The following is a 26853-nucleotide window of genomic DNA, read 5'->3' as shown; positions in this document are numbered from 1 at the left end:
TACTCTAAATAAGTATTCCCTTAAATTATACTCGTAAAATTACCCGCTCAAGGGTAGTCATTTTTCTATCCCTTCTATTTCTAAACTAAAATAACAAACCATGGAAATTCGCTCTTATGACGGCACCAAAAACAACCTGGAAAATCCTCACTGGGGCAGTGCCAATTCCCAACTGTTACGACTGACTAAAATCGAGTATGCCGATGGAGTAGCCGAGCTGGCTGGCCCTTACCGCTGCAAACCCCGCGCAATCAGTAACATCATTTGCTACCCTCAAACCCCAAACAAACCTAATAAGCACAGTTTAAGCAATTTCGTATGGGCTTGGGGGCAGTTCATCGATCATGAGCTTGACCTTACTCCTTCGGGAAAAGAATTTGGCGAAGCCGATATTTACGCCCCTTACAATGACCTTGACCCTAAGGTCGCCAAAGGTAAAATTCCTTTTGAGCGATCGGTATTTGATCCGGATACCGGAAACCATAGTAAACGACCCAGACAGCAAATTAACAAACTGTCCGCGTTTTTGGATGCCACCAATGTCTATGGCAACAGTTATCACCGGGCCAATGCCTTGCGTTCCTTTGAAGACGGCAAGTTAAAAATATCCAAAATTGACGGAGAGGATTTTCTTCCCCTTCAACAAGACGCTCCTTTGATCAATGACTTTCCTTCAAGCCTCAATGGTCAACCTCATTTTTCGGCCGGAGACATTAGAGCCAACGAGCATTCGGTTTTGACCTTCATGCACACTTTATTTCTCCGGGAGCACAACCGCATCTGTGATCAATTAAAAAAACAACACAAGGATTGGAATGATGAAGCCTTGTTTCAGCAAGCCCGGAAACGGGTAATGGCTTTGATGCAAATAGTTACGTTCAACGAGTACCTGCCAGCCCTCTTGGGTGAAGACGCTATCGCTCCTTACGAAGGGTACAACCCTCATATCAACCCGGGGATCTCCAATGTGTTTTCTACCGCTTGCTACCGTTTGGGGCATTCCATGCTTTCCGAAACACTTGCGGTGATCGATAAGCAAGGGAGCATTGATCATTTCAATTTAAGGGATTTATTCTTCCGGCCTGATGTAATTCTCAACGGGTTTAAAAACCGGGAGGTTTTTGGCTTAAGCAATTATAAATTGCAAATAGAAGACCTGTTCCGGGGGCTTTCGCAAAGCATTATGCAAGAGGTGGACAATGAAATCGTGGAGAGTGTCCGGAGCTTTCTGTTTCACACTACCGCCCGGAAAACAGAAACACTCAATGGGGAGAGCAAAGAGTTTTTGGATTTGGCTTCCCTCAACATTCAACGGGGAAGAGATCACGGATTGGCCAACTACAACCAGTGTAGGGTGGATTTTGGCTTAGAACCCATCAGAAGCTTTGCCGAAATCACGAATAATGCCAGCTTGCAAAGTAAATTACAAGCAGTGTATGGAGATGTGAACAATATTGACGTATGGATAGGCGCTCTTTGTGAAGATCACTATCCCGGTGCCAATGTAGGAGAACTCATCCGGACTGTATTGAAAGATCAGTTTGAACGCCTCCGGGACGGAGATCGCTTTTGGTATGAAAATGACCCGCATTTAACACCGGTGGAAGTCAAAGAATTGAAGTCTACGCTATTGTCAGATATCGTAAAACGCAATACTAAAATCGGAGTCACACAATTCGACCTCTTTTATGCGCCTTTACCCTTTATTCCCGGCACAAATAATGGCACGCTGCCTCAAGCCGTTCAACGCATCCAATTGGAAACCCGGGTGCGCTTGGCCCACTATGAAACTCCCGGAAATATTGATACCGGAATCCAAGCCTTTAACGAGACCTTAGTCATCAGCCGGGTAGGACAAAGTATTACCTTCGAAGAAAGAGTAAGAAGGGTACATGGCTTATTCAACTTGGAGATTGAAGGCATGAGTTTCTATCACTGTCAACAAAAGTTATTGCCAGGAAGAACGTATGACCCTAAATTTTTCCCGGCAGAGGGGACTATCGTTGTGTACCAGGACGGCAAAGGGAAAAACTTTATGAAGGCGGCCGGGCATGACGAGAATGAGCAGCCTCAGGGTTGGATTTTCTCTGCCCGGGAAACCTCGGCTCCTACCGAAGATGTCCATGACCGGGCGGATATTTTGACAGATTTTGAAATTATCGTAGACAATGAAATGCGCTATTCGGACTTTGACTCTCCCGGGATTCCACAAGACGACCGGGTGGTACAACAAAAGTTGCTCTGCAAACGCATCAACAATCAATACCTGACCATTGACGATGCTACCGAAACTTTACGGCTGATCAGTTTATTCACATTAAACTTGGGCAAATACGAAGTGTATACCATCTTGGAAAAAGCTCCGGAAGAGGTTGAACTCGATGGTCGCAGGCATTTTGTTGCTCAAGGAACAGTGGTGGCCTTTCGTGATGAAGAAGGCGGAAAAATCCGCATACGAGTGGCAGGCCACGATGAGGATATTACCGGGCAAGGTTGGATTTTTGACGCCACAGAACAGTAGCCACACAGCAAAAGCGTAATTTGAAAAAGAGCCATGTACTACAGGCCCATAGACTTTGTAGTACATGGCTCTTTTGTATGAGAAACCGCAACGTTAAATAACTTAAAAGACTATGTGATGAATTCCTCCTACCGTTGTCTGTAGACGTCCAATACATCACGATCTTCAAATACCGGCGGAACATCTTGCCACTTGGACTGATCAAACTCCTTGACCCCCTTAAGCAAAGCCGTTTTTACACTCTCCGGAATTTGCTTCATCACGTTCAAAGCCTTCGTTTTATACACAACCTTAGCGGTATATACTTTTGCGATACTGCTTTCATTGGTTATGTAAAAGTCTAAGGTTACATCCACCCTTCCGGAACTATTCGTAAAACTGCTTTTATCCGAAATACTCAATTTTCCCACCTTTAAGATCAAGCCTATTTGCCCTTTTTCTTTGGGTAAGGAACTGTCTAAAAACTGCTTAAGAGCTTTTTCCACCCCATGTTGTAAGTCTACAGTTACCTTATTGTTAAATACGCCCACTTTCGCCACTCCTATCGAGTGTTTGTCATCCCGGGCATCAATTACTTCTTTGATATAAAAATCACGATCGTTTAAAGATACCTGTTCCGGCTCCAATGTGACAAGCCGCACTTGCGCCTGGCCGGAAGAGGTAAATAACAGGGAAACTAATAACATTGGTGTTACCAGGAATTTCATTATCAATTTGTTTTGTGTTTGTGGTAAAATAGCACTGTTAGTCGATGGTAAGCATATCACGATAGTAGAGTATATACCAAAGTTATACCGATTTCCTTTAACAATTTCCAGACTTTTGAATAATTTCAAAAGGCAGAGAAATTCATCAAATAAGAAACATATCCATTTTTTTAAATGAATTGGGGGAAGGTACTCGATATTGTTCATAAAAAAACCGCTCAACAGAATATTGAGCGGTTTGCAATTGTACCTAGAGCCGGAGTCGAACCGGCACGGCCTAATGGCCATTGGTGTTTGAGACCAACGCGTCTACCAATTCCGCCACCTAGGCCTCAAAAGTGCGGTGCAAACATAGTAAGAAAATCGTACTTCCCAAACATCTTCTCAAGGAAAAATCACAACTATTTTTCAAGTAACTCAAATACAAAAAGTTACATTTTTATTTTTTTTCATCAATTTATCATTTCTTATTTTGAACTAGTTTAAACGTATAGTTTTTGACCGAATATGGGATCAAAATCGGCTCATCAAGGCACTTTTTGAAGAGAATAGCCAAAGCTATTGTTGAGAAAAGTAACACAGAAGAGGCGTTTTTGAAACATTTTTCAGGAAAAAGAAAAAGTTTAATTCACTTCTTTATTAAAAATCATAACTTTCCATCAAAGTCTTCTATTAACTGATTTCCTAGAAAAACCGAATATGAATCGAGAGGGTTTACAGTATAATTTTTTTCCAGCTTTACACAGTGGTTTGTTTCCTAGAAAAGAAAAACTTCACCCTTCTACAGATCTAGCATGAGAAAGAGCTTTGAAAAAACTCTACTTTTATTTACGTATTTCATACCGAAGCTCTTTCTCTGATTTGATGATTATTTGCTTAGACCTTCTGCAGATTGTCCGTTTTTTCCACAGTGGGCTGTTGCCGTTTTGTACTCCATCCGGTTTTTAATCCCAATACAAACCAAGCCAAGGCTACGGTTCCGAAAGCAAAAAGGGTGTCCCCCACTGAGCGCAGCCATCGCAGCATTTCCATATGAGGTTCTTGCATAAATTCAGCGGAACGCGCATACCACATTCCTTCGTTCACGCTCGCAATGGTTTGTAACAGCCCAATAGGCAGTAAGCTCAATACCACCATCAATACCAAACCAATATTGATTGACCAAAAAGCATAAAACAAGGCTTTCTCCTTCCAAACCACTTTTTGATAAAGTCCTCTTAACACAAATAGCATCAAACCAATGCCCAACATACCATACACTCCAAATAAGGCCGTATGCCCGTGTACAGGGGTGGTATTGAGCCCTTGCATATAATACAAGGCTATAGGCGGATTAATCAAAAAACCGAAAATACCGGCCCCCACCAAATTCCAAAAAGACACTGCCACCAGACAATAAATCGGCCACTTATAAGCTTTCACCCAAGAAGTTGCCTTGCTGAGTTTATAATTGTGAAATGCCTCAAAACCTATCAATACCAACGGCACTACTTCCAAAGCACTAAAAGTAGCCCCTAAGGCCAATACGGCTGTGGGTGTTCCGCTGAAGTACAAGTGATGAAAAGTACCGATAATTCCTCCTGCCAGGAAAATAATAGTAGCAAACAACACCCCGGCTGTAGCCGATTGGATCCGCAACAATCCCATCCGGGTAAACAAGAAAGCCGCAACCACTGTAGCAAACACTTCAAAGAAACCCTCTACCCACAAGTGCACGACCCACCAGCGCCAATATTCGGCTACGGCCAAATGTGTTTGACGACCCCACATTAATCCGGCTGCGTAAAAGACGGCAATCGCAATGGAGGAAATCAGGAACAATAAAAGCAAATGACGGCTTTCGGTTTTTTGTTGCAAAGCCGGCAATAAAGCCCTTCCCATCAAAAACAACCATAAAAACAAACCTATCAATAAGAAGCCCTGCCAAAAACGCCCCAAATCCACATATTCATACCCTTGATGTCCAAACCAGAAATTATCGACCAAGTTCAACTTCTGCATAATTCCCATCCACTGCCCGGCCAACGAGCCCACTACGATAAGCAACAAAGCGCCAAACAGGAAATTCACACCCAATTTTTGTAATTTCGGCTCGTGTCCGGATACTGCCGGGGCAATATACAAACCGGTTGCTAACCAGGAAGTTGCAATCCAGAAGATCGCCAATTGCACATGCCAGGTGCGTGTAACGGAATACGGCAAGAGTTCGGCCAACGAAAGTCCGTAAAACCCCTGCCCTTCCACACCATAGTGGGCTGTAACAACCCCCAGCAGTACCTGCACCAAAATCAATGCTGTTACAATCCAAAAATACTTGAGCGTGGCTTTCATCGAAGGAGTAGGTTTTAAACCCAACAAAGGATCGGTTTCCGGTAAACTTTCTGCCAGCTCTTCCGCACCTTCGTTACGGGCATGGTAAAAGGCCAATAAACCAACACCTAATAATAGCATAATCACACTAAAGCCCGTCCACAAAATCAGGTCCCCATTAGGGATATTGCCAATCATCTTGTCAGGAGGCCAATTCTGGGTGTAACTGACTTGCTCCCCCGGACGTTGTGTTACACAGGCCCAGGATGCCCAGAAGAAAAAGGCATTCATTTTCCGGACTCTTTCCGGATCTTTTAACGCATTCTCCTGAAGGGCATAGCTCTCCCGTAATGCATCAAATTGGGGGTCGTTGGTAAACAGTCCCTTGTAGTATACACTATTCTGATGAAATGCTTCTGCCCGCAAATTGGAAATTATCAGCTCTCCCGAAGTTTCTTGATAGGTATTCTGACGAATATCCTTTTGCAAAACCACTTCCAGTTGGGCCTGAAGTTCTTCAGGGAGTTCTTGATAGTGTTTACTTTCCCGGCTTTGCGCCAGACGATCCAACATAAATACCGCTTCCCGGTGTAGCCAATCGGCCGTCCAGTCCGGGGCTTGGTAAGCACCATGCCCCCAAATGGACCCTATCTCCTGCCCTCCTATACTCTGCCACACATTTTGACCGTCTTTAATATCTTGCCCGGTAAAAAGAAGTTCGCCACTTTCCGAAACCACTTTCTCCGGAATAGGCGGGGCCATTTGATAAATTCTCACACCAAAATACCCTAACACCAAAAAAGAAACCCCAACGACAAAGCCCAGGGTTATCCATAGGGTTTTATATGTTTTCATAAGGATAGATTTGTAATTAAATAATCAAGTAAAAAATAATGAGAAACAGTTTACTGTGGTTGGTGAATGAAACGGTATACCACTGTTTGATATGCCTATACAATTCGGTATTGAGTGATGTTCAAAACTTAACTCGTCTCTCTCATAAATTCCGTTTTACTCCAAAAAACTTCCGCCATCCGGCTTGCCCTCCATTTGGCTTCCTCGGCTTTCGCTCCATGAAAAAGAGCATCTACGGTTTGGCAAAATAGATCTAACCAATGATCATAATGTTTCCGGGTAACCGGCAAATGCATATGTTGGAGAAAGGGGCTTCCCTTATAGGTATATTCTTCCAGTAACAACGTCTGCCAGAATCGATACATGATGGAGAGGTGCTTCGTCCAGTCGCTAATCTGTTCATTAAATACAGGCCCGAGCATTGCATCCTGCCGGACCCGGGCGTAAAACTCCTTTACTAGTTGCCGGATGTCTTCCAGTTGTTCGATCGGTTTAGTACACTGCATAATAAAATTATTTAAAGATCTTTTTATCTTTTATTTAAACAAACCATTCACAGTTCCCTCAAAACAAGGAGAGGCTGCTTTAACAAAGCTAATTACATACAAAAATAAAGGTATTGATTATTAGGAGAAATGGCAATCATTTTTTCAAAAACACCAAACCATTGCTTAAATCTTCCGTTAATTCCCGGACCGAGATATTCTCTAACATCTCTTGTAGGGAATTCCGGATTGCTTTGAACTGGTGATGAATCGGACAGGGTTTGTCTTCTGAGCATTCTTTGACTCCCAAACCGCAACCGGTAAAAAGTTTGTCTCCATCAATGGCTTTGACTACATCAATCAGTTTCAATTGCGCTTGATGGGGTTCTACATAAAATCCTCCGTTGGGACCCTTCATGGAACTCACCAAACCCATACGGCTCAAGTTTTGCAGAATCTTCGCAGTAAAAGGCTCCGGAGCTTCAATTTCTTTGCAAATATCTTTTATCCCGGCTCGTTTCCCCTGTTCGGTTCTGGCTACTATAAATATTACCGCTCTGATTCCGTATTCACATGCCTTTGAAAACATTCCCTTTTTAAGTTAATGGTTTACCAGATCAGGTGCTTTTCATTCTTCTTTACACCCATCCGTTAATTTTCCTTTTTATGAAATGCTAAACTATACGATCCCTGGCATTTTGCATATTCTTTTCCAATAATTCAGTTTGGGGAAACAAGATGTTATTCTCCAAGTGTATATGCCGGTGGAGATCTTTCTCAAACTCATTTAGTTTGGCAAAAGCCACCCGGTAGGTAGTACAGGCATCACTTGGCGGAGTATAATCATTGCTTAATGCCCGGATTTTTTCAAACCGTTCCCCTTCATCGCTATGTTCATTCATCATCACCCGGATAGGATTGGCCACGGACCCAAACCCAGATTGTTCGCCCCTGCCCTTTTGCTGTATCAATTTGCGTACATAAGGGAATAAAATGAACTCTTCCTTTTTCATATGTTGAGCTAAAGCCCCGGCAGAGGATTCAAATAATTGAAAAATCTCCATCAGTTCCGGGTGGTTCCTTCCATGTACCGCGACAATTTTTTCAAGATACCCTTTTAAGAGTGGTATGGCTTCTTCTACATAGCGATGGTGTTTTTTTTCGATATAGTCAACCAACAAATCCGGAGGCCAATCGGCAACGTTTACATTTGCGGACTCAGTCCTGTTACTGTCCGGTAACTCTTGAAGAGCGGCCAGTACGTTAGCTAATATGTCTTCATCGGTACAGGCCTCTTCCAGCGTCCGGCCTCCACGACAACAAAAGTCCAAATGATATTTTTCAAATACATCCGCTGCTTGGTAATTACGGCTTACCATGGCTCCCAAGGTTTCATTTACAGATACTTTCATAGTATTATCAGGTTGTGTTCAGGACAAATGTAAAAAGTTTTTTGATTAATAAAAGATAAAAAGGTCTTTTTATTTCAAATAAAAAGAATTAAAAATCAGGAAGTAAGCGAAATGCAGACAAAGAAGTATCATTATTAAGATTTAAATAACTCATTATTTAACTGAAGATCAATAATTTACCAATTAAACAAGATATCCAAAAAGATTAATTACCGAAACCCCATCAAAACAACTAACCTATTTTGGTTTTTCTTGTACTCCGTATCAGACCATCTCTTCGGCCTGCTTTTTCAAGGCATTATTCATTGCTTCAAAGCCTGCCTGGGTTTTAGATTTTATCATCTTCAAGATCGGTTTTGAAAAAAATCCACTGAAATTCTCTCCATGAACCAACTGTGTATGTCCGGCACCTATGGATTTTAATAAAAAATAATGCTCACCATCGAACAAACCTTTGATCCACAAATGCCCCAACCAACGGAATTCTTGCTGCGATTTCAACGCAATGATTTGGGGTCTGAACACTTGGGCTTTTGTCCCTTCCATCACCAAGGTATTTTCAAGCACCTCGCCTTTACGTGCGTTTCCTTTAATTGATCGGATAAAAGGATTCCATTCGGGATATTTTTTGAAATCCATCAGAATCTGCCATACGGTTTCCACAGGCGCTTGAATATTGATAGAGGTTTTGATCGTTTTATTCATGTTTGACGAAAAAGTTTAAAATTGAACTTCTGAAGCAAAACTAAGCAGATACCTCTCTATCCAATTTGCAGCGGCTGCCAAAGAATTGACAGTTGACGCCAACATGGTCAAGGGTTGAAGGATGAAGGGTTGAAGGATGAGGGATGAAGTGAATTTTTATTTATTCAATGGATTTACAAAATTTGCTGGGCACAACAAACCTTTTCACCCGGTTTAAATACAAAGCATGACTTTTAACGGACGGTTTCTACTAAACATCATTCATTTTGCGGCCCAGAGAGGAAGCTGTAAACAAAAGCTCCTTCAGTTGAGTGGTCATTCATACAGTGAATTGAATACAGAAGCATTCAGGGTAGAAATGCAAGCCTATAATAAAGTAATGGAAGCTTGTTTGGCAGCCACAAACGACCCCTTCTTCGGGATGCATATGGGAGAATATATGAACCTGTCGGCTGCCGGCCTGATCAGTCAAATTATCCAAACCAGCTCCACGGTAAAAGAGGCCTTGGAATATTGTTGTGAATTTTCCGGTTTGGGCTGCCGGGCTTTACCTTTGGCACTGACCGAAGAAAAAAATCACTTCAAACTAACCTTCACACCGGATGCTCTTTGGCAAACTCATTCTCCTTCAGTGGTACAACAAACGGCGGAAGGGAGTTTGGTTTTTACCATTAGAGAATTCCAAGTGCTAACCCGTCAACAACACCGGCCACTAGCCGTTTCCTTTGCTTTCTCACAGCCAGAGACGACAGACGAATATCACCGTTTACTCCAATGCCCTGTAAAATTCAACCAACCTGAAACGGCTATTTTCTTTGACAAAGCACATGTAAACGAACCCGTGATTACCAGTAATTTCAAGCTTTTGCAAATTCTTGTTCAACATGCGGAAGAGCAATTAGCCTCCTTGGCCCAACAAGAAGGTTTTGCGGAAATGGTGAAGAGAACGGTTGTCCACTTGGCGAACCCACAGTTTCCCACCATCGAGCAGGCAGCAGCCCATTTGGGCCTCAGTGTGCGTTCTCTTCAGCGAAAACTTCAACAGGACCAAATCAACTTTAAAACCCTCATCGAATCCCTTCGTAAAGAGTTGGCTTTACGGTATTTAAAGAACTCCAACCTCAGTATCAACGAAGTGGCTTTTCTATTGAGCTATGCGGATGCCAGTGTTTTTATCCGCTCTTTCAAACGTTGGACGGGGTATACTCCTTTGGGATATCGCACTCATCACAGCATTGCCAGTTAGTCTTCTTTCTTATCACTTGCGGATCATTTCACCCTACATCTCTTAAGAAGATTAGGCTCAATTATTTAGCTCTACTCTTCCGGTTTCCCAAAGTAAAATATTCTTTTTACGGTAGAAAAAATTCCACTCAACTCTATGGTTTTTTAAAAGTTGAAGTTTACCTTCGCCAGCACATTCAGCTAATTTATATTTAATCTAAATTAATATAATTATCATAAAATGATGAAAAGGGTATTATTCCTAATTGTAGGCTTACTTGCCTGCCAATTGGTGTGGGCACAAAGCAATTTGGGAGGATTAAAAGGTAAAATCACCCAGGAGGACGGCCAACCCCTTCCCTCAGCCAATATCGTATTGAAAGGAAAACGCCTCGGAACTTCTTCGGATGTCACAGGAGATTTTACCTTGCAGAACATTCCCGCAGGTAAGTACGAAGTAGTCGCTTCTATGGTAGGCTTTGAAGCTCAAGTACAGGAAGTTACCATCAAAGCAGGAGAAATTACCAACGCAAACTTCACCTTGAAAGCCAACAGCGAAATGCTTTCGGAAGTAGAAGTTTTCGGAGTACCGGATAAGCAACCGGACAAGTTGGATGCAATGACGCGTCTGCCACTACAACCCCGGGACCAGATCCAAAGTATTTCGGTCATTTCCAACCGTTTGATTGAATTACAAGGCAACTTGACCATTTCAGACGCGACCAAAAACGTACCGGGTGTGTACACCTTTGCCACTTATGGGAACCGTAGAGAGAGTATGTCAGCCAGAGGCTTCCGCGGAATTCCCATTCTGAAAAACGGTGTGCGGGTGCACTCTGATTTCCGGGGTGTTGGGATCCTTACGGACATGTCCGGAGTGGAAAGTATGCAAGTCATGAAAGGGTCGGCTGCCATTACTCAAGGGATTGCCGGTGATTTGGGTAGCCCGGGTGGGGTCATCAACATTGTGACCAAAACGCCAAAATTCCGTCAAGGAGGAAATGTTTCCCTTCGTGTAGGAAGCTGGGGACAAGTACGCCCGACTTTTGACGTATACGGCCCGATGGACAAAAAGAAAACCGTGGCATTCCGGATTAACGGAGCCTATGAGCGCTCTGACAGCTACCGGGCATTTGTTTCCAATGAAAAGATCTATGTAAACCCTTCGTTGGCTTGGCGCCCTGATTCCAAAACCACGATTACCTTGGAAATGGATTACTTGGACGATAATCGCACCCCGGACCCGGGAACAGTCAACCTGGCAGAAAATGATAAAAACGCCATCTACGATATGCCTCATAGCCAGTTCTTAGGGTATAAGTCAGACAAAGCCATCACGAAAAACGCAACTTATGCAGCCCGCTTCGAAAGAAGACTCAATAGCCAACTTTCTTTAAAAGCTGCTTATTATATGTCCAATTTACTATTGGAGGATATGAGTGCCAGCCTTTCTCAAGGGGGCCGGGGCATGGATATGTTAAAAAGCAAAAGCCAGCGCTATAGAAGTTTAAGCAACTCTTACCGGAAAGACAACAACAGTGTATTGCAAGTTGACTTAATTGGCCAGGAAGTGGAATCCGGTTTCCTAAAACATACGTTCCAAGTTGGCTTTGACTACCGTACTTTGGATTTGGAAACACGAAGTGCTTCTTCATTAATCGATACCATTGATGTATTGCAACCGGTAAACCATACCTTACCTCAAGGTAATAGTGTAGAAGACGGAGATCCCATTACCAGTAGTTCCAAGTCCTTTGGTTTGGTAGCTCAAGATGTAATTACCATCGTAGAACAATTGAAAGTATTCGGAGGGATCCGTTACAGCTCTACACAAACCCAACGAAGTGATAACAGCGGAGTGGACCATAGCTCAGCCTGGAACCCTCATGTAGGCGTTATGATTTATCCGGTGAAAAATCTGAATATTTTTGGTAGTTATACCAACAGTTCCAACCCTCGCAATGCTACTCTCCAAGGAAAAGACGGTGAAGAATTGGGCAACGAACGTTGGGACCAATTCGAAGCGGGGATTAAATCCAGTTGGTTGAAAGACCGCTTGCGCTTTAACCTGACTTTGTACAAAATCAACAACAAGAACATGAACATGCCTGTATACGATGATAACTGGGTAGAAACCGGATATTATCAAAAAGGCGGAAATGACGAACGCAAGGGAGTGGAAGTAGAAATCACCGGGCGTCTCTTGGACAACCTGGAGGTCATTGCCGGATATGCCTATACCGATGCGAAATACAAAGAACACGAAGCCTACTATTATAACTCTGCTCCCTTGAATACGCCTAAGCACACTGCCAATGCCTGGGCCAATTACTTATTTGACCAAGGGCCTTTGAAAGGCTTGTCCCTTGGATTGGGAGCCTATTACACCGGTGAGCGTCCTATCAACGACTGGGCCCGTGTAGTAACTCACGATGGGATTGTCCCCGGCCAAAAGCCATTCAATGTAGAAGCCTATACCTTGGTGAATGCACAAGTTTCTTATAATATCACGCCTCAGTTAAACATGAGAGTACTCTTTAATAATATTTTTGATGAAATCGGATACAATGCCTACCGTACCCGGTACATCAACCAAACGGACCCACGCAGCTTTGCCGCAATGGTGAATTACCGTTTTTAAAACTTTTCTTTAGTATAGTCATGGGATGGCCATCCGATCCGGTCATTCCGTGGCTTGATTCAAAAACAGCTTTGGTTTCCGGAGGTGTTTTTTACAGTTTTTAAGACAAAATAAAACTAACCCTCATGATAATATCCGTTCATACACTATGAAAAAAAAGTATTCTCTGCGTAAGTTCTTTAATGACATCCACCTATGGCTGGGGATTGCCAGTGGTATCGTTCTGTTCATTGTTTGCTTGAGTGGTACACTTTATACTTTCCATGCAGAAGTAGAGGAAATGCTGGAACCTGAAAAATACCGGGTAGAAGCCCCTAAAAATACAGCCCCTATGCTGGCAGAAGCCTTGCTTTCCAAGGTGCAGGAAGAAACCGGGGGTACGGCTAGTGCTATCAGTATTCCCCGGGACCCACACAGACCTTATCGCATTACCATCAAAAAGTCCCCCAAAGACCGTAGAGGCACTGCCTATTATGTCGATCCTTATACGGCTGAAATAAAAGGCACTTCCAAAGGACCGGCCAGCGAGTTTTTTATGACCATGTTCCGTTTGCACCGTTGGTTGTTGATGGAGCAAAACACCGGGAGAATTATTGTCGGAATCAGTACGATTATCTTTGCGGTTCTTTTAATCACCGGAATGGTACTTTGGTTTCCCAAGCGTTTAAAAAACATCAAACAAGGATTAAAAGTAAAGACCAATGGCAATTGGAAAAGGTTAAATCACGACCTGCACAATACCTTGGGCTTTTATACCTTTCCTCTTTTATTAGTCATGTGCCTTACCGGGCTCTGTTGGTCTTTCGGATGGTACCGCGATGGCTTAAGTTCCGTCATGGGAGCCAAAGTATTTGGCGGACGGGGAGCCAAGCCTACACAGATAGAACAAGTAGTCCCTGACACTCCTGCCCGCTCCGTTGCTCAATTAATACAGTTGACCGATGAGCACCTTCCCTATACAGGGGATTACAACATCTACCTTCCCTCCGATCCCCAATCGGCAGCAGTCGTTTACAAATACCAAACCGGCTTTTTTGCCTTATCCGCTTACGACAAAGCGGAATTCAACCCCTACAATGGACACTTATTAAAACTCGATAAATTTTCAGACAAAGCGCTTAACGAAAAAATCGTTGCTACAATCAAGCCTTTGCATACCGGAGAAATTTTCGGCACATTCAGTAAGATCCTGTACTTTATTTCCTGCCTGATCGCCACTTCTCTTCCCGTCACGGGAACGATCATCTGGATCAACAAGCTGAAAAAGAAGGCTGCCAAAAAGAAAAAAGCAGTAGTCAGCTAATTCGCTGAACTTATCCAATTAACTTTTAGGTACGACCCATTGCTTTGCGATGGGTTGTCTTTTTATATCGGCCTTTATATTTATTTTTCAGAATTCTTCCTCTACCTTTGCAGAGCGAAGGCACCCGAAAGGGTTTAATAGGGAATCTTGGTGAAAATCCGGAACTGTCCCCGCAGCTGTAAGCTTCATTCCACTGTCGGTCCATATGCCATTGTCTATCCTAAAAAGATGAGAAGGCGACCTACAGGAAGTAAGTCAGAAGACCTGCCTTTTACTTGAAACAATGCCATTACCTTCGGGAGTTAAGGTAGAAAGCAACTTGGCTTTTTCAGTTTTTCATCCAAAGTATCCGGTGATGCTTGTCTGTTTCTTTGAAAAAAAGAGACAACAGCCCCCGGGCTCTGGCTCGACTCTGCCTTGCTGCAAACCACCTCCCTCCTTTCCGGTAATCAGTTGTTTCGCTTATTCAAAAATTTAACACTTTAATAATTTCAACAAAAATGAGTAAGCTTTACAAAAGCAGTTGGAAATGGCTTTGCCTCTTTGTCTTCTTAGGACTGGCCATTAGTTGTAAGGAAGAGGAGGATGTAGTGCCTCAACCTTCGTCTGTCAAGATTGTGCTTCCGGAAAATAGTAGCGCCTTCTTCCCCGGAGAGGAAATCAACTTTGTGGGAGATGCCTTGAATGCCCAAAGTTTTTCCTGGACGGCCAATGGAGAAGAGTTTTCCAAGGAAAAATATGCAACCCACACATTTGACGAAGTGGGTAATTATGACATTGTATTTTCAGCCAACAGTGCAAGTGGTACGCAAACCGTTTCCACCAAAATTGAAATTGTCAACGGTGTCAAAGTCAACGGGTTTGGTGTAAGCGGGGAAATTTTTGCCGGAGAGCAACTCTCACTTACTGCGGAATTGCAAGACCGTTATCTGGATGACTACCAATGGGCACTTAATGGAGAGCCTGTAGCAGAAGGGATGACCTTTGAAAAGATATTTGCCAAACCCGGTACACATACCCTTACATTTACGGCTAGTAACGCTACCCGGAGTTCAACGTATGAATTAACCCTCAAGGTTGAAGCCCGCTTCCTTTTTACAGACGGTGCTTTTATTGTCAATGAAGGAAACATGTCGAATGAGATGGGAACCGTTTCTTTCCTTCCCCAAGACGGAGCCTTAATTACCAATGCTTACCGGCAAGTAAACCCCGGAAGAACTCTTGGCAACGTTACTCAATCAATTGGTTTTTATGCTGACAAGGCCTATTTCATTTCTCAAAACGGCCCTAACTATATTACCGTAGCCGATGCCGGGACTTTAGTAGCCGTTGACTCCGTGACAGAAACCCAAGTATCCTTAAGCTGGCCCACACATATTGCTGTTGTGGATGAGCAAAAAGGATACATCCGGGATAACAACGGAGTGCATATCGTCAACTTTGCCGAACATACCCTTAGTGGTACGGTAGAAGGTGTGAGTGCAGCCAAGGATCAAATGTATATTGTCAATGACAAATTGATTACCTACAGCGGAAAGACTTTATACATCACGAATACCAGTACCGATGTACTGGAAGACCAAAAAGTATTTGAAGAAAATATCGGTACGGTAACCTTAGACAAATACGGGCACATATGGGTGGCAGTCAGTGGCAGCCCTTCTAAGATGGTACAATTGTCCGCCGTGGATTTCAGCATTCTTCAACAAATTGAAATGCCCCAGGATATCAGCCTTTCTTCCGGGTTTGTTCCTGTAGGCGTTCAAGTCAGCCACTCCGAAAATGCCTTCTTTATTCAACCGAATATGGCCTGGGGTACTCCTCAGAAAGTATACAAAGTAAATTATGGAGAAACGGTTTCTTCTTCACTCCTGTTCGACATGGCCAATTGGGACGATGATGAAGCGGGAATCAGTTATGGCACCATTGGCCTGGACCCCATCAGTAACGAGGTATATATCACTACCATCAAAGGATATGCTGAGTATCAGACCAATGCCTTGTTTGTAGTAGACGGAACAGCCGGTACACGCACCAAATACTCCGGAGTGGGAAGCTTTCCGGCTCAAATCAGTTTTGCAGACAGCTCCGACTGGTAACAGTATTCAATAACTTAATTTAAGAAGAAAGTGAGTAATAGAAAGTGCTTGATTTGCCGGACGGAGCTTACACATGGCTTATTACTGACTTCTTCTTTCTTCAATTTCACTTCTTTTTAACTTTCACTTTATTTTTAATTATGAAAAAAGTAATCCGCTTGTTCCTGCTGTCTCTGACAGTATTCGTTTTGGGTTGTTCGGAAGACGATGACCCCGCCACCCCGGCTCCGGAAATTACATTAGAGGCTCCGGAAGACGGGTTTGATATTCTCATCACGGAAACCCTACTACTCAAACCTACGGTCAAATATGCCGAAGGAGCCTCTTACCTCTGGAGGCTAGATGGCAAAGAAGTATCTACCGACCTGCACTACGAATTCAAACCGGAGCTACTCAAAGAGTATACGATTCTGCTTACCGTGATGACAAATGCTGGTAATGCCAAGGAGTCTGTTCAGATCAAAGTAAACCCGGCTCCTTCTACTCCTCCGACAGCGAACAGTTCTCCTTATATCACCCAGATATTTGACTACCAATATGCTCCCGGACAACACGCTCAAAGTTTGGCTGCTGGCAAAGACGGAACCGACTTTATTGGAAACACAAGCAGTTATGTGCTTTTAGGAGGATGGGGAGGTTATATCACCGCAGGTTTTGACCATACCGTGGCCAATCAAAACTCCTATGACTTTGGTGTATATACTCAGCCCGGCACAGGCTCGGAACCGGGCGTAGTCTATGTAATGAAAGACTTAAACGGAGATGGCCAACCCAACGATGGCGAATGGTACGAACTGAAAGGAAGCGAATTCTCTCATCAAGAAACCATCCGGAATTACGAAGTCACCTATTCCAAACCAACCAACGCATCCGATCCGGTTACCTGGCAAGATAACCAAGGCAACAGCGGATCTTTGGTAGCCGGATTTGGTTCGGGAGGCGCTACCTGGTGGTGGGATGCCAATGCCACCCAAGTGACTTTCCAAGGCACCAAACTTCCCGACAGCCACTACAATGCAAACAACAACGGAGGGCAATACTGGACCAATTATCCCGACCGCTTTGTTTGGGGATATGCCGAAAACTACCAAGGTTCAGATCATGATGCCAACCTTAAAGCCAACTTGTTTGATATTTCCAATGCCGTAGACGCTCAAGGCCAACCGGTTACACTGACGGGCATCGACTTTATCAAAGTGCAATCGGGCGTTTTCCAAGTGGCCGGATGGCTGAACGAAATCTCAACGGAAGTCAGGGGCGCTTTTGATGTTCAACTAGTTATGTAAGAAACACAAACATTCACAACTATTGAAGCTCTTCTAGCCACCCCACCTTCGCTTAAGCAAGGAGGGGTGGTTCTCTGACGTACCCGCTCAAACATCACACTCATGAAAAAATTAATCAATACACTTCTGCTTGTCAGTGGTTTCATTACTTGGGGAATGGCACAAGAGACAGACTCCACCTTCTATTTACAAGAAGTCACGGTGAAGGAAAATCGCATTCCTCCGAGGGTGAGTTTTAAAAATACCTCCATTGAAAAAGAACAACTCCGGGAAAACCTCACGGCATCTTTAGGGGAAATACTGGCGTTAAAAACCCCTATTTTTATCAAAAACTATGGGGCAGGCGGTACTGCAACGCCCTCGTTTCGGGGGACGGGCGCCAGCCATACGCAAGTGTATTGGAACGGTATCAACCTGAATTCTCCTATGCTCGGCCAAGTAGATCTTTCGCTGTTTCCCGTTGCCTTCACCGATGAAATCGAAGTCAACTATGGCGCGGCTAGTTTGCTATACGGGACCGGGGGCTTAGGCGGGGCAATTCAAATGAATAGTAAAGTAGCGTGGAAGAAGCAGTTTCAGTTGATGGCTTCCCAATCCGTCAATAGTATGGAAAACCATATCAGCAATGCCAGCCTTACATTTGGGAATTCCAAACTTCAAAGTACCACCAAAGCCTTTTACAAAAAAGCGAATAATCGCTTCGACTTTGTCAATACCATCCAACCTGGCCAACCCACCTGGACCAATAAACATGCACAGCAGCAACAGCACGGTTTTCTACAAGAACTCAGTGCCAAACTAGGCAAGAAACAAACCCTTGGCATCAAAGCCTGGTACCAGCAAAGCAAAAGAGACTTAGCCCCTTCTATGGACAAAAAGGAAGAGTTTGCCTGGCAAGGAGACGAATCCCTTCGCTTGCTGGCAGAATGGCAATTGAACGATTCAAAGAAAAACCTCTCGTTAAAGGGAGCTTATATCCATGACAAGTTGGAATACGAAAAAGAATTAAACAATGCAGCTCAACCCAAGACTTCTTATTCTTTAAGCAATGGCCATATTTATAAACTCAATGGAATCGCCAATTTCAAAATTTCCAACCAATTGTATCTCAACTCCGGATTTAAATGGGATTACGATGAAATCAGCAGCACCAGCTATAAGGATTTGGATTCCGGTGAAAAAACCAATGCGCATCAAAATACCTTTGACCTCTATACCAGTGCAGAATGGCTTCCGGTACCATCTCTAAGCATAAGTTTGCTTTTCCGGCAACAGTGGCTGGACAGTGAACGCAAGCCTTTCTTGCCTTCTTTGGGAATGAAATATGCGCTCTGGACCAATGCAACATTCATTTTAAGTGCCAAAGCCAATTTATCCAGAAATTTCCATGCTCCTACTCTCAACGATCGTTATTGGTACCCGGTAGGCAATCCTCAATTAAAGCCGGAAGAAGGATGGACCGGAGAAGGTGGTTTGCAATTACAAACCGCATCCACTCATCGCCCCTGGCATGCCAGCTATGAATTGACCGCTTTCAATTCAGTGATTCATAATTGGATTATCTGGAAGCCGGCGATCAGCAACTTATGGCGCCCTGAAAACTTGCGGGAAGTACACTCTCAAGGAATCGAACAGGTATTGAAAATCCGCTATCAACAGAACAATTGGCGCTTGGACTTTTTTGCTTCTGCCTCTGTAGTCAAATCCGAAAATCAAAAACCTTACGATGACCTGGACGACTCCGTGGACAAACAACTTTTATACACGCCTGTCAGCAGTTTTCAGGGATATATCAAAGTAAAACATAAGCAAAATACACTCATTGCCGAGCAAACCGCATATGGAAAACGCTACACACAAAACGATGGAAGTGAATGGCTCAACCCTTATTACCTGACCAATTTGGTCTACGGCAGAGAGTTTTCGCTAGGAAAACACTTGTTGAGCTTACAAGCCAGAATCAATAATCTTTTTGGTTATCACTATCAGTCCATTGCCCGGAAGCCTATGCCCAACCGGGTGTATCAACTCAGGCTTACTTTTCATATGAATGAATAAGAAGCTCAATACCATGTCATCTGTTGTCAAAGTTTTTCAATTTCTACTCATGCAATACAAAGTTTTAATTAAGAAGAATGTTTCCATGAAAATCCTAAAATGCTTATTCTTCTCTCTCCTTTCGCTTCTGGTACTGGCCTGTAACGAACCGGAAGAGGCTGCACCTCAGGCAGATTTGGGTTTTGCTTCCGGCAAATACCAACAAGGGATATTCATTACCAATGAAGGAAATTTTGACTGGGGCCATGGCACCATCTCTCATTTCAACCCGGAAACAGGGGAAGTTTCCAATAATATATTCAAACAAAAGAATGGCTTCGAACTGGGAAATGTCGTACAATCCATGACCCTCCATAAAGACAAAGGTTATGTGGTCGTGAATAATTCGGCCCGGATTGAAATCGTCAACCCGGCTACCATGGAATGGCAAGGCCGCATTCATATTCCCAAAAGCAGCCCCCGGTATTTGTTGCCCCTCTCGAATAAAAAAGCCTATGTAACGGATTTGTACGCAGACCGTTTTTATGTGATTGACCTTCAGAAAGACTCCCTTATCAAAGAAATCCCCACCACCGGATGGACAGAAAAAATGACACAATTGGATAAATGGGTGTTTATGACCCAAACCCGGACGGTGTTTGACAACCGGAAAGAAGGCGGGGAGTTATTATTGAAAATTGACGGGGCGACCGATCAGGTCGTTGACAGTGTCGCACTTCCCAAAGGCCCGATGGACGTAGTGTTGGATGCCCGAAACAAACTATGGGTGCTGTGTAACGGAGGTTTGATAGAAAGGACTCCGGCCTTGGTAAAAATCAACCCCTATACCTTGGAGATTGAAAAGCAATTTGACTTTGGCAACGATGCCGGTACCTACCCTTCGCGCTTACGCATGAACGACAATGGCACCAAACTCTATTATCTCAACCATCATATATACGAACAAGACATTGATGCGGACACCCTCAACCAAGAGCCTTTGGTCCCTGCTAATGGGCGGTTATTTTACGGATTAGGTTTTGATACACAGCTTCAACAAGTATATGCCTGTGATGCTATCGACTACGTACAGCAAGGTTGGGTCTTCCGCTTTGACTTACTTGGGGTAAAAATTGACTCCTTTAAAGTGGGGGTAATCCCAGGTGAGTTTGTATTTTAAAACCCGAAGCGACAATTCAAATCCTGGCTACGGGTAGCTACTCAACAGCAAGAAGATTTACCACTTTATTATTTATCAGAATCAGAATCCACCCTTTCTTACCCAAAGGGAGGATTCTTTCTTTAGGCTCAAATTGTGTTTTAAGTTTAAACTGTAAAGGCATTGCCTTCATTTCCCTTCGCCAAACCGTTCTATATGTCCGGATTTTTTCTTAAATTCAATACAAAACCTAGCTTTTCTTGAATTCAGCGCAAAAGGTGTTTAGCAAACGGTTCTTGCAAACACCCCTACCACCCTCAGCGGATTTGTTTACCCTTCCAAATTAAAAAGTATGAAAACCTCATTACGCTGCTTTTCATCGATTTTCTTCATCGTATTGTATGGGAGTTCCCTTTTGGCTCAAGCTCCGGATGCCATCAATTACCAGGCTGCTGCCCGGAACACCGCCGGAGATCCTATGGCCAATCAGAACATTACAGTCCGGCTGGGAATTTACAGCGGTGCTATCCCTACCACACTTGTATACGAAGAGCTGCACAACCTCACCACAAGTGCAACAGGTATTTTCACGTTGGCCATCGGACAAGGCAGCGTGGAAAGCGGTAATTTCGCCAATATTGATTGGGGAGCCGATCGCTACCATTTGAAAGTAGAAATAGATGCCGGATCAGGTTTTATAGAAATGGGTACCTTACCGTTTCTCTCCGTACCTTATGCATTGTATGCCAAAGAAGCCGGAAATACCTTTGCCCTTCCTTTTGACGGAAGTATCTCAGTGGAAGGACAAACCGCTTTTAAAAGTGCAAACACCCACACTGGAAACGGATTGGCCATCACCGGGATTCAAGGAGGAGGTTCCAGTATCGGTACGATGAGCCGGTCGGCCATCTGGGGCACAGCCGAAACCGGGCATGGTGTCGTTGGCTTTACTTCGGGTAACGGAGCCTGGGCCGGCATCTGGGGCCGCACCAACAACCGTAATGGCTATGGCGTGCATGGCAGTGCCTCTGCCGGAGGCATCGGCGGTTATTTTGAAGCCATAGGCGATAATGCCGGCCCTGCCTTAATCACCGGTGCCGGTCGGATAGGATTCGGAACGCCAAGCCCGGAGAAATTTCTACAGGTAGAAGGCGATTTGTTTGTCAATTCCTCTAAAGGGGCGATCGATTTCGGCTACCCCGACAATGGCAACCAATGGCACTTATCCACGCTCAATGCCGGAGAAGACTTACAGTTTTTCAGCAAAGCGGATGGAAGTGCTGTCAATTCCCGCAGACTTATCTTTAAACAAAACGGACAAGTCGGTATTGGCAACCTTACAAATCCTACGGGTCAAATGGAAATTGCGTCTAACAGTACTGCGGCCAGTGCTCACCTTACCCTTACCGAAGCAGGCAATGACTTTGCGAGGCTCAACTTCCGCAATACGGAAGCCAGCGCTAAATTTTGGTCAATAGCCGGGTACAATGCCAGCACTATCAGCAATGAGCGTCTCAATTTTTATCATAGTATCACCGGAAATCTCCTGACCATCAGAGGTGATGGCAATGTAGGCGTATTTGATGCCAGTCCCACGGCCCGTTTGCACATCGGACAGCAAGGACAAGCGGTTGGAAACGGATTGCGTTTTGATGACGGGGTTAATCAGGATTGGGACATTACCCATGGATTTGGCTTGCGCTTTCATTACGGAGGGGCTTTGCGTAGTTTTATCAATGCAACCACCGGAGCATACACCCAAAGCTCTGACAGGCGCCTGAAAACCGATATGGAGGCAGTAGGAACGGTACTCCCTCAAGTGAACCGGTTGAAAGCCTTACGCTATCAATACATCACTTCCGCCATACCGGAAAAAACACTCGGCTTTATCGCCCAGGATGTACTTCCCCTTTTCCCGGAGTTAGTTCATTATTCCCAAGCAGATGATCTCTATGGAATTAATTATGCAGGCTTCAGCGTCATTGCCATTAAAGCCATACAAGAGCAACAGACCGTCATGGATGAACAACAACAAACCATCGATGACCTTCTAAAAAGAGTAGAGGCCTTAGAGAAAATTTTGTATCAAATGCCTTAAATGACTTACCATGCAAAAGATGTTCATTCAAATAATCATAATGGGGCTACTATTCGGAAGCAGCCCCCTTTTTGCTCAATCCATAGAGCAAAGCGTCATAGCATCTTCAGGCCTCTCTGTACAGACCGGAGGCATACAACTGGACTTTACTGTGGGTGAAACTTGTGTTACTTCTCTGGAAGCGGCCACAATTGTACTGAATCAGGGTTTTCAACAAAATGCATTGATTGCCACAGGCCTCAAAGGACTGCCCGCAAATATTTCTTTGAAGGTTTACCCGAACCCCTTCGAACGTGAGCTTTGGATTACCCTGGAAGGGCCCGACCTCAACTTTTGGGTGCAGCTTTACGATATTTCCGGCCGGCCCCTTCGCGAAGCGAAATATCCAGTACAGGCTTCCGGCTACTGGCAACAACATATCGACTTCTCCCGGCATCCATCCGGTTCTTATTTAGTCGTGATCACTTCCCTCAAAGGAGAATGGTTAAGCATTTACAAACTCATAAAACCCTAAATCCCGGGCTACACAACGCTCTATAACATTATCCCCATCACGCTTCTCGGTTATTTTTTTTTATCCCTGGATCCGGGGATACTTTTCCCAAAAAAGCTTCCCATTTTTGCTATGTAATTATTACTTTTTAATTTATCAGTCTGTACCGATGTTTTTTTAAACTGAAAACCAGATAAATCCTAACCTCCGGAAGTTGCTATGAAAGATTTATTATACGCTATAAAGACCCAGAATTTCAAAAAGATTACCCGGGAATTAGAACGTTTTCCAGTCGATTCTCTCACTTGGGCAACTTTTGAAGAGTTGCTTTCCCTTACGCTTCAGTTGGTAGAAAACACCCCCTTTCAGGATAAGGGCTTTGGCGTACTGGAAAAACAGCTGAATATTTTTTGGGTTCGCTGTAGTGAAAAAGGCGCGGGATATGCCTTGCATCTATACGACACAGTACTGAACCGCCTGGAACAAACCCATTGGGACGATGAACAGGAAGCAGCAAAAGGGTATAAAACCCTAAGTGTATTTAAAAATGATAAGATAGGTTTATATAGCAAAAATATATATTTACGGGCTGCATTAAGGGAAAACTCTTCCAGAATACTGGAAATAGCAGAGCATATTCTTACCTTGGAAGACCGGCAAATCGTTCAATCTCGCAAGCCTAGCCACACAGGTACACTTGGAGAGATCGTAGAATTTCTGTTAGATATTTACTTCTATCATTGTAAGTTTATGGGGGATGAAGATTTACGAGCCAGTGCCGCGGATTATGTCATCCCCATGGCAAAAAAATTCCCCAAACAAGGCAACAACCTCACCTTAAGTTTGGTGAAAGAGCATCCCGATTGCCCTAAAATTATCAGCGAACTGATTCATTACTACCTAAACCTCGATTTAAATGAAGATCAGTCCGGTTTATTTTATAGCATCGCGTTGGCTGTTTTGAGTGCCAATGGCTCCGGAAGTTTATTCAAGAAAATCCCAAAAATTCTGAAGCACTTGGCTCCCCTTTCGGCCACCTGGAGGGAGCAACAATGGGAATATTTTGCTGAAAATTTTGTGTACTATCCGCTCGAGGATGAAAAGGCTATTCTGCACTTCCTCGAACGCAGTAAGCAGGCTTTTGCCTTGGTAGAACTTATTGTCAATTCTTCCGCCATGACGCCCAAAGTACAAGCATTAAGAGACCTGTTTCAGAAGGCCGTACAAAATCCTCCTTCTAAAAAGAAGAACCCAAAAGCAGTAGCACCTAAAGGGGTTTCTTTCCGGAGTGTAAATTTTAAACTCGCCGTACTGGATGAATTGATGTACACGATGGACGTACTTCAACCGAAATTTGATATCCGGGAATTTGCCTGCTCACAAGCCGAGCGGATCATTGATATTGAAGAAGAAGGCTATACTATTGTTCCGGAAGCTATGGCTTTTTTTGAAGAATTGCCCGTTTCGGAAAACGACCTTGCCCAAGTAGAGTCCTTATACTTTGACGGAGGCTTAGACATCTACCGGCATATCTATCCTTTTTTTGGCGGGGAAGAAGACTATTTTGATATCGACTCGCTGGAAGATATTGCCCTGTTAAAAAACCTGAAAAGCTTAAATATTACCTCTATGGTAGATGCTTCTTGTAGTTTGAAACCTCTTAAGGGTCAGGATAAACTGGAGCAAATCACATTGGACGTAGTGACCTATCAAAACATGGATACCTTACTGGAATTGCCTTCGCTCCGGCATATTACTACGTTTAAGAATGTCGTAAAGGCTTATCCGGAACTATTTCAACAACTACAAGAAAAAGGGATAGAAATAAAAGTTAATTCATGACTACTATTCAACATATATCATTCGGAAAGTTTTTCCCTAGATTTTTTTACTTATTGAATGAACCGACTAAAATTTCAATTTCTTACAACGACTTAAATTGTACCACTATGAAAGAATTACCTGATCACATCTACGGACCCGTTCAGCAACTGTCAGAACAGGGTGAGCAATTGGTAGACAATGACCAATTGGAAAAAGCCAAACAAAAATACATAGAAGCCTTGAAATTGCTACCGCTACCCCATGCCGATTGGGAAGCAGCCACTTGGCTATATGCGGCTATGGGCGATGTGCATTATTACCTTGGAAACTTTGAAGATATGATGAAAAGTTTTGCTAATGCGGTGCAATGTCCGGGAGGTTTAGGTAATCCTTTTATCCATTTGCGTTTGGGACAGGCCTTTTACGAGTTGGGTTTTATAGAAAAAGCAGCTGACGAACTTAGCCGGGCATATATGGGAGCCGGTGAAGAAATTTTCGCAGAAGAAGATCCTAAATATATCTCTTTTCTGGCCACGAAAATTTATATGAAGAAAATGAAAGCCAGTTGATTGTGACCGGGAAGCTGTTTTCATCGATGGTCTTTTAAGAAATAGGAAAACCATTCATTAGATGGTCCGTACGATTTCTCTTATTTCCCCTCTATATAAGGAGGCTGTCTAAATAGGTAAAAGAACCTAAAATGCTATAAAGATTCTAAGACACAAATATTAGATTGATAATTTAGTGTTTCTGTGTAAATCTTAGTGACTTTGTGGCTATATATCACCTTTTTAGTCAGCCTCTCTTTCTCCCACTGTATTTCTTCGTTGAAAGGCTTCAACATTTTCTACTTCCATAAACGGGCAACGCTATGGCCATAACTTTATCAGGAGTGTTTGATGATCAAGAAAAGGGGTAAAGTAAAAATTGAGCCCCCTTCACCTATAGAAACGACTTCTTTTTCAAAATATACCTTATAACCTCACATTCAAACTACTAAACCCATGAAAATAGTTGACAAACACGATACTGAAACCGTTGAAAAGATCATAGCCATCGGCTATCCGGAAAACAAAGAATATTTGGAAGAATTGTTGAGTTGGACAGCGGACCCCAACTGGCCGGTGGCGATGGTAATCTATGAATACTTAATCGAATTAGGAGACGAAATCGCTATCCACATAATCAACCTTGCCCACCAAGTCGATAATGACTGGAAAAGCTGGTTGTTGTCTTTACTGATCCATCGTTACGATGCCAACAAATTGGAGCAAGTACGAAGCTGGCTGAAAATTTGGGCTTCTTCACCCGGTTCCGAAGGATGTGATATCCAGGCCCTGGAAATCTTAGCCGAGCAAAAAGCGATTCCGGAAGAGGAAATTATCAAGATTGCCCGGAAAAATCTATTCTACTACAATGGCAAAGTACGGGACACCTACAATATTCTGGAAAAGGCCTTGAATGGGAAAACCTTCGGGGAATACACCCTGTAATGGCAGTTTGTTTGTAGAAAAATCGTATTTAAGTATATGTCATTCATTTTTCAGTACTTACAAGCCCATCCCAATTTATCTGTTTTTTACACAATTGCATTGGGATATATTCTTGTCACACTTCCCAGGTTACTTTTCCGTAAAATCTATAAGAAGCCCAACAGAAGAGGTGGAGGCTGGTTAATTTACGGCTTGCTTATC

General features: G+C 43.5%; 19 protein-coding genes, 1 tRNA gene and 1 riboswitch. Of the genes, 13 read left to right on the top strand and 7 right to left on the bottom strand.

The genetic code is table 11. The features are described from left to right. The first annotated feature begins 100 nt into the window (after positions 1–100). On the top strand, positions 101–2521 hold the full coding sequence (locus AAG747_RS03855; protein WP_346819813.1) for a peroxidase family protein: 2421 nt from the start codon (positions 101–103) through the stop codon (positions 2519–2521). Positions 2522–2649: 128 nt separating this feature from the next. Here AAG747_RS03855 and AAG747_RS03850 read toward each other — a convergent pair whose 3' ends face one another. From AAG747_RS03850 to AAG747_RS03820, 7 genes are all read right to left on the bottom strand, one after another. Then, a complete protein-coding gene (locus AAG747_RS03850) occupies positions 2650–3228 on the bottom strand; it encodes a hypothetical protein (protein WP_346819812.1) in 579 nt (192 codons plus the stop codon). Between the two features lie 247 nt (positions 3229–3475). Next, a tRNA-Leu gene (locus AAG747_RS03845) sits at positions 3476–3559 on the bottom strand. Between the two features lie 545 nt (positions 3560–4104). Continuing rightward, positions 4105–6393, bottom strand: coding sequence for a nitric-oxide reductase large subunit (locus AAG747_RS03840; protein ID WP_346819811.1), 2289 nt, complete (start codon positions 6391–6393; stop codon positions 4105–4107). A 128-nt stretch (positions 6394–6521) separates the two neighbouring features. Beyond that, positions 6522–6899 (bottom strand): group III truncated hemoglobin, encoded by a 378-nt coding sequence (locus AAG747_RS03835; protein WP_346819810.1) that lies wholly within the window; start codon positions 6897–6899, stop codon positions 6522–6524. 136 nt (positions 6900–7035) lie between these two features. After that, positions 7036–7467, bottom strand: coding sequence for an RrF2 family transcriptional regulator (locus tag AAG747_RS03830; RefSeq protein ID WP_346819809.1), 432 nt, complete (start codon positions 7465–7467; stop codon positions 7036–7038). 85 nt (positions 7468–7552) lie between these two features. Beyond that, a complete protein-coding gene (ric, locus tag AAG747_RS03825) occupies positions 7553–8290 on the bottom strand; it encodes an iron-sulfur cluster repair di-iron protein (RefSeq protein ID WP_346819808.1) in 738 nt (245 codons plus the stop codon). A gap of 264 nt (positions 8291–8554) precedes the next feature. After that, positions 8555–8995 (bottom strand): SRPBCC family protein, encoded by a 441-nt coding sequence (locus AAG747_RS03820; RefSeq protein ID WP_346819807.1) that lies wholly within the window; start codon positions 8993–8995, stop codon positions 8555–8557. 226 nt (positions 8996–9221) lie between these two features. Between AAG747_RS03820 and AAG747_RS03815 the strand changes: the two genes are divergently transcribed. The 12 genes from AAG747_RS03815 to AAG747_RS03760 all read left to right on the top strand — a co-directional run bounded on the left by AAG747_RS03815 (position 9222) and on the right by AAG747_RS03760 (position 26652). Further along, on the top strand, positions 9222–10241 hold the full coding sequence (locus tag AAG747_RS03815; RefSeq protein ID WP_346819806.1) for an AraC family transcriptional regulator: 1020 nt from the start codon (positions 9222–9224) through the stop codon (positions 10239–10241). Between the two features lie 219 nt (positions 10242–10460). Further along, on the top strand, positions 10461–12860 hold the full coding sequence (locus tag AAG747_RS03810) for a TonB-dependent siderophore receptor (protein WP_346819805.1): 2400 nt from the start codon (positions 10461–10463) through the stop codon (positions 12858–12860). Between the two features lie 148 nt (positions 12861–13008). After that, a complete protein-coding gene (locus AAG747_RS03805; RefSeq protein ID WP_346819804.1) occupies positions 13009–14163 on the top strand; it encodes a PepSY-associated TM helix domain-containing protein in 1155 nt (384 codons plus the stop codon). Between the two features lie 101 nt (positions 14164–14264). Next, positions 14265–14449: riboswitch (cobalamin riboswitch) on the top strand. Between the two features lie 214 nt (positions 14450–14663). After that, a complete protein-coding gene (locus tag AAG747_RS03800) occupies positions 14664–16262 on the top strand; it encodes a DUF5074 domain-containing protein (RefSeq protein ID WP_346819803.1) in 1599 nt (532 codons plus the stop codon). A gap of 140 nt (positions 16263–16402) precedes the next feature. Further along, positions 16403–17548 carry a PKD-like domain-containing protein gene (locus AAG747_RS03795; protein ID WP_346819802.1) on the top strand — a complete coding sequence of 382 codons (1146 nt, stop codon included), beginning with the start codon at positions 16403–16405 and terminating at the stop codon, positions 17546–17548. 102 nt (positions 17549–17650) lie between these two features. Further along, a complete protein-coding gene (locus tag AAG747_RS03790; RefSeq protein WP_346819801.1) occupies positions 17651–19606 on the top strand; it encodes a TonB-dependent receptor in 1956 nt (651 codons plus the stop codon). 85 nt (positions 19607–19691) lie between these two features. Beyond that, positions 19692–20765, top strand: a complete 1074-nt coding sequence (locus AAG747_RS03785; RefSeq protein ID WP_346819800.1) for a YncE family protein — start codon at positions 19692–19694, stop codon at positions 20763–20765. Between the two features lie 331 nt (positions 20766–21096). Next, positions 21097–22842, top strand: coding sequence for a tail fiber domain-containing protein (locus AAG747_RS03780; protein WP_346819799.1), 1746 nt, complete (start codon positions 21097–21099; stop codon positions 22840–22842). Between the two features lie 19 nt (positions 22843–22861). After that, a complete protein-coding gene (locus tag AAG747_RS03775; protein ID WP_346819798.1) occupies positions 22862–23356 on the top strand; it encodes a T9SS type A sorting domain-containing protein in 495 nt (164 codons plus the stop codon). A 198-nt stretch (positions 23357–23554) separates the two neighbouring features. Continuing rightward, positions 23555–25177, top strand: coding sequence for a DUF6892 domain-containing protein (locus AAG747_RS03770; RefSeq protein ID WP_346819797.1), 1623 nt, complete (start codon positions 23555–23557; stop codon positions 25175–25177). 107 nt (positions 25178–25284) lie between these two features. Then, positions 25285–25728, top strand: coding sequence for a hypothetical protein (locus AAG747_RS03765; protein WP_346819796.1), 444 nt, complete (start codon positions 25285–25287; stop codon positions 25726–25728). A 435-nt stretch (positions 25729–26163) separates the two neighbouring features. Then, positions 26164–26652: a DUF5071 domain-containing protein gene (locus tag AAG747_RS03760; RefSeq protein ID WP_346819795.1), complete on the top strand. Its 489-nt coding sequence runs from the start codon at positions 26164–26166 to the stop codon at positions 26650–26652. Positions 26653–26853 lie beyond the last annotated feature (201 nt).

This window comes from Rapidithrix thailandica (assembly GCF_039710355.1).
Lineage (GTDB): Bacteria > Bacteroidota > Bacteroidia > Cytophagales > Flammeovirgaceae > Rapidithrix > Rapidithrix thailandica.
Note: the sequence above shows the minus strand (reverse complement) of the source record. Positions and strands in the feature narration are given on the sequence as shown.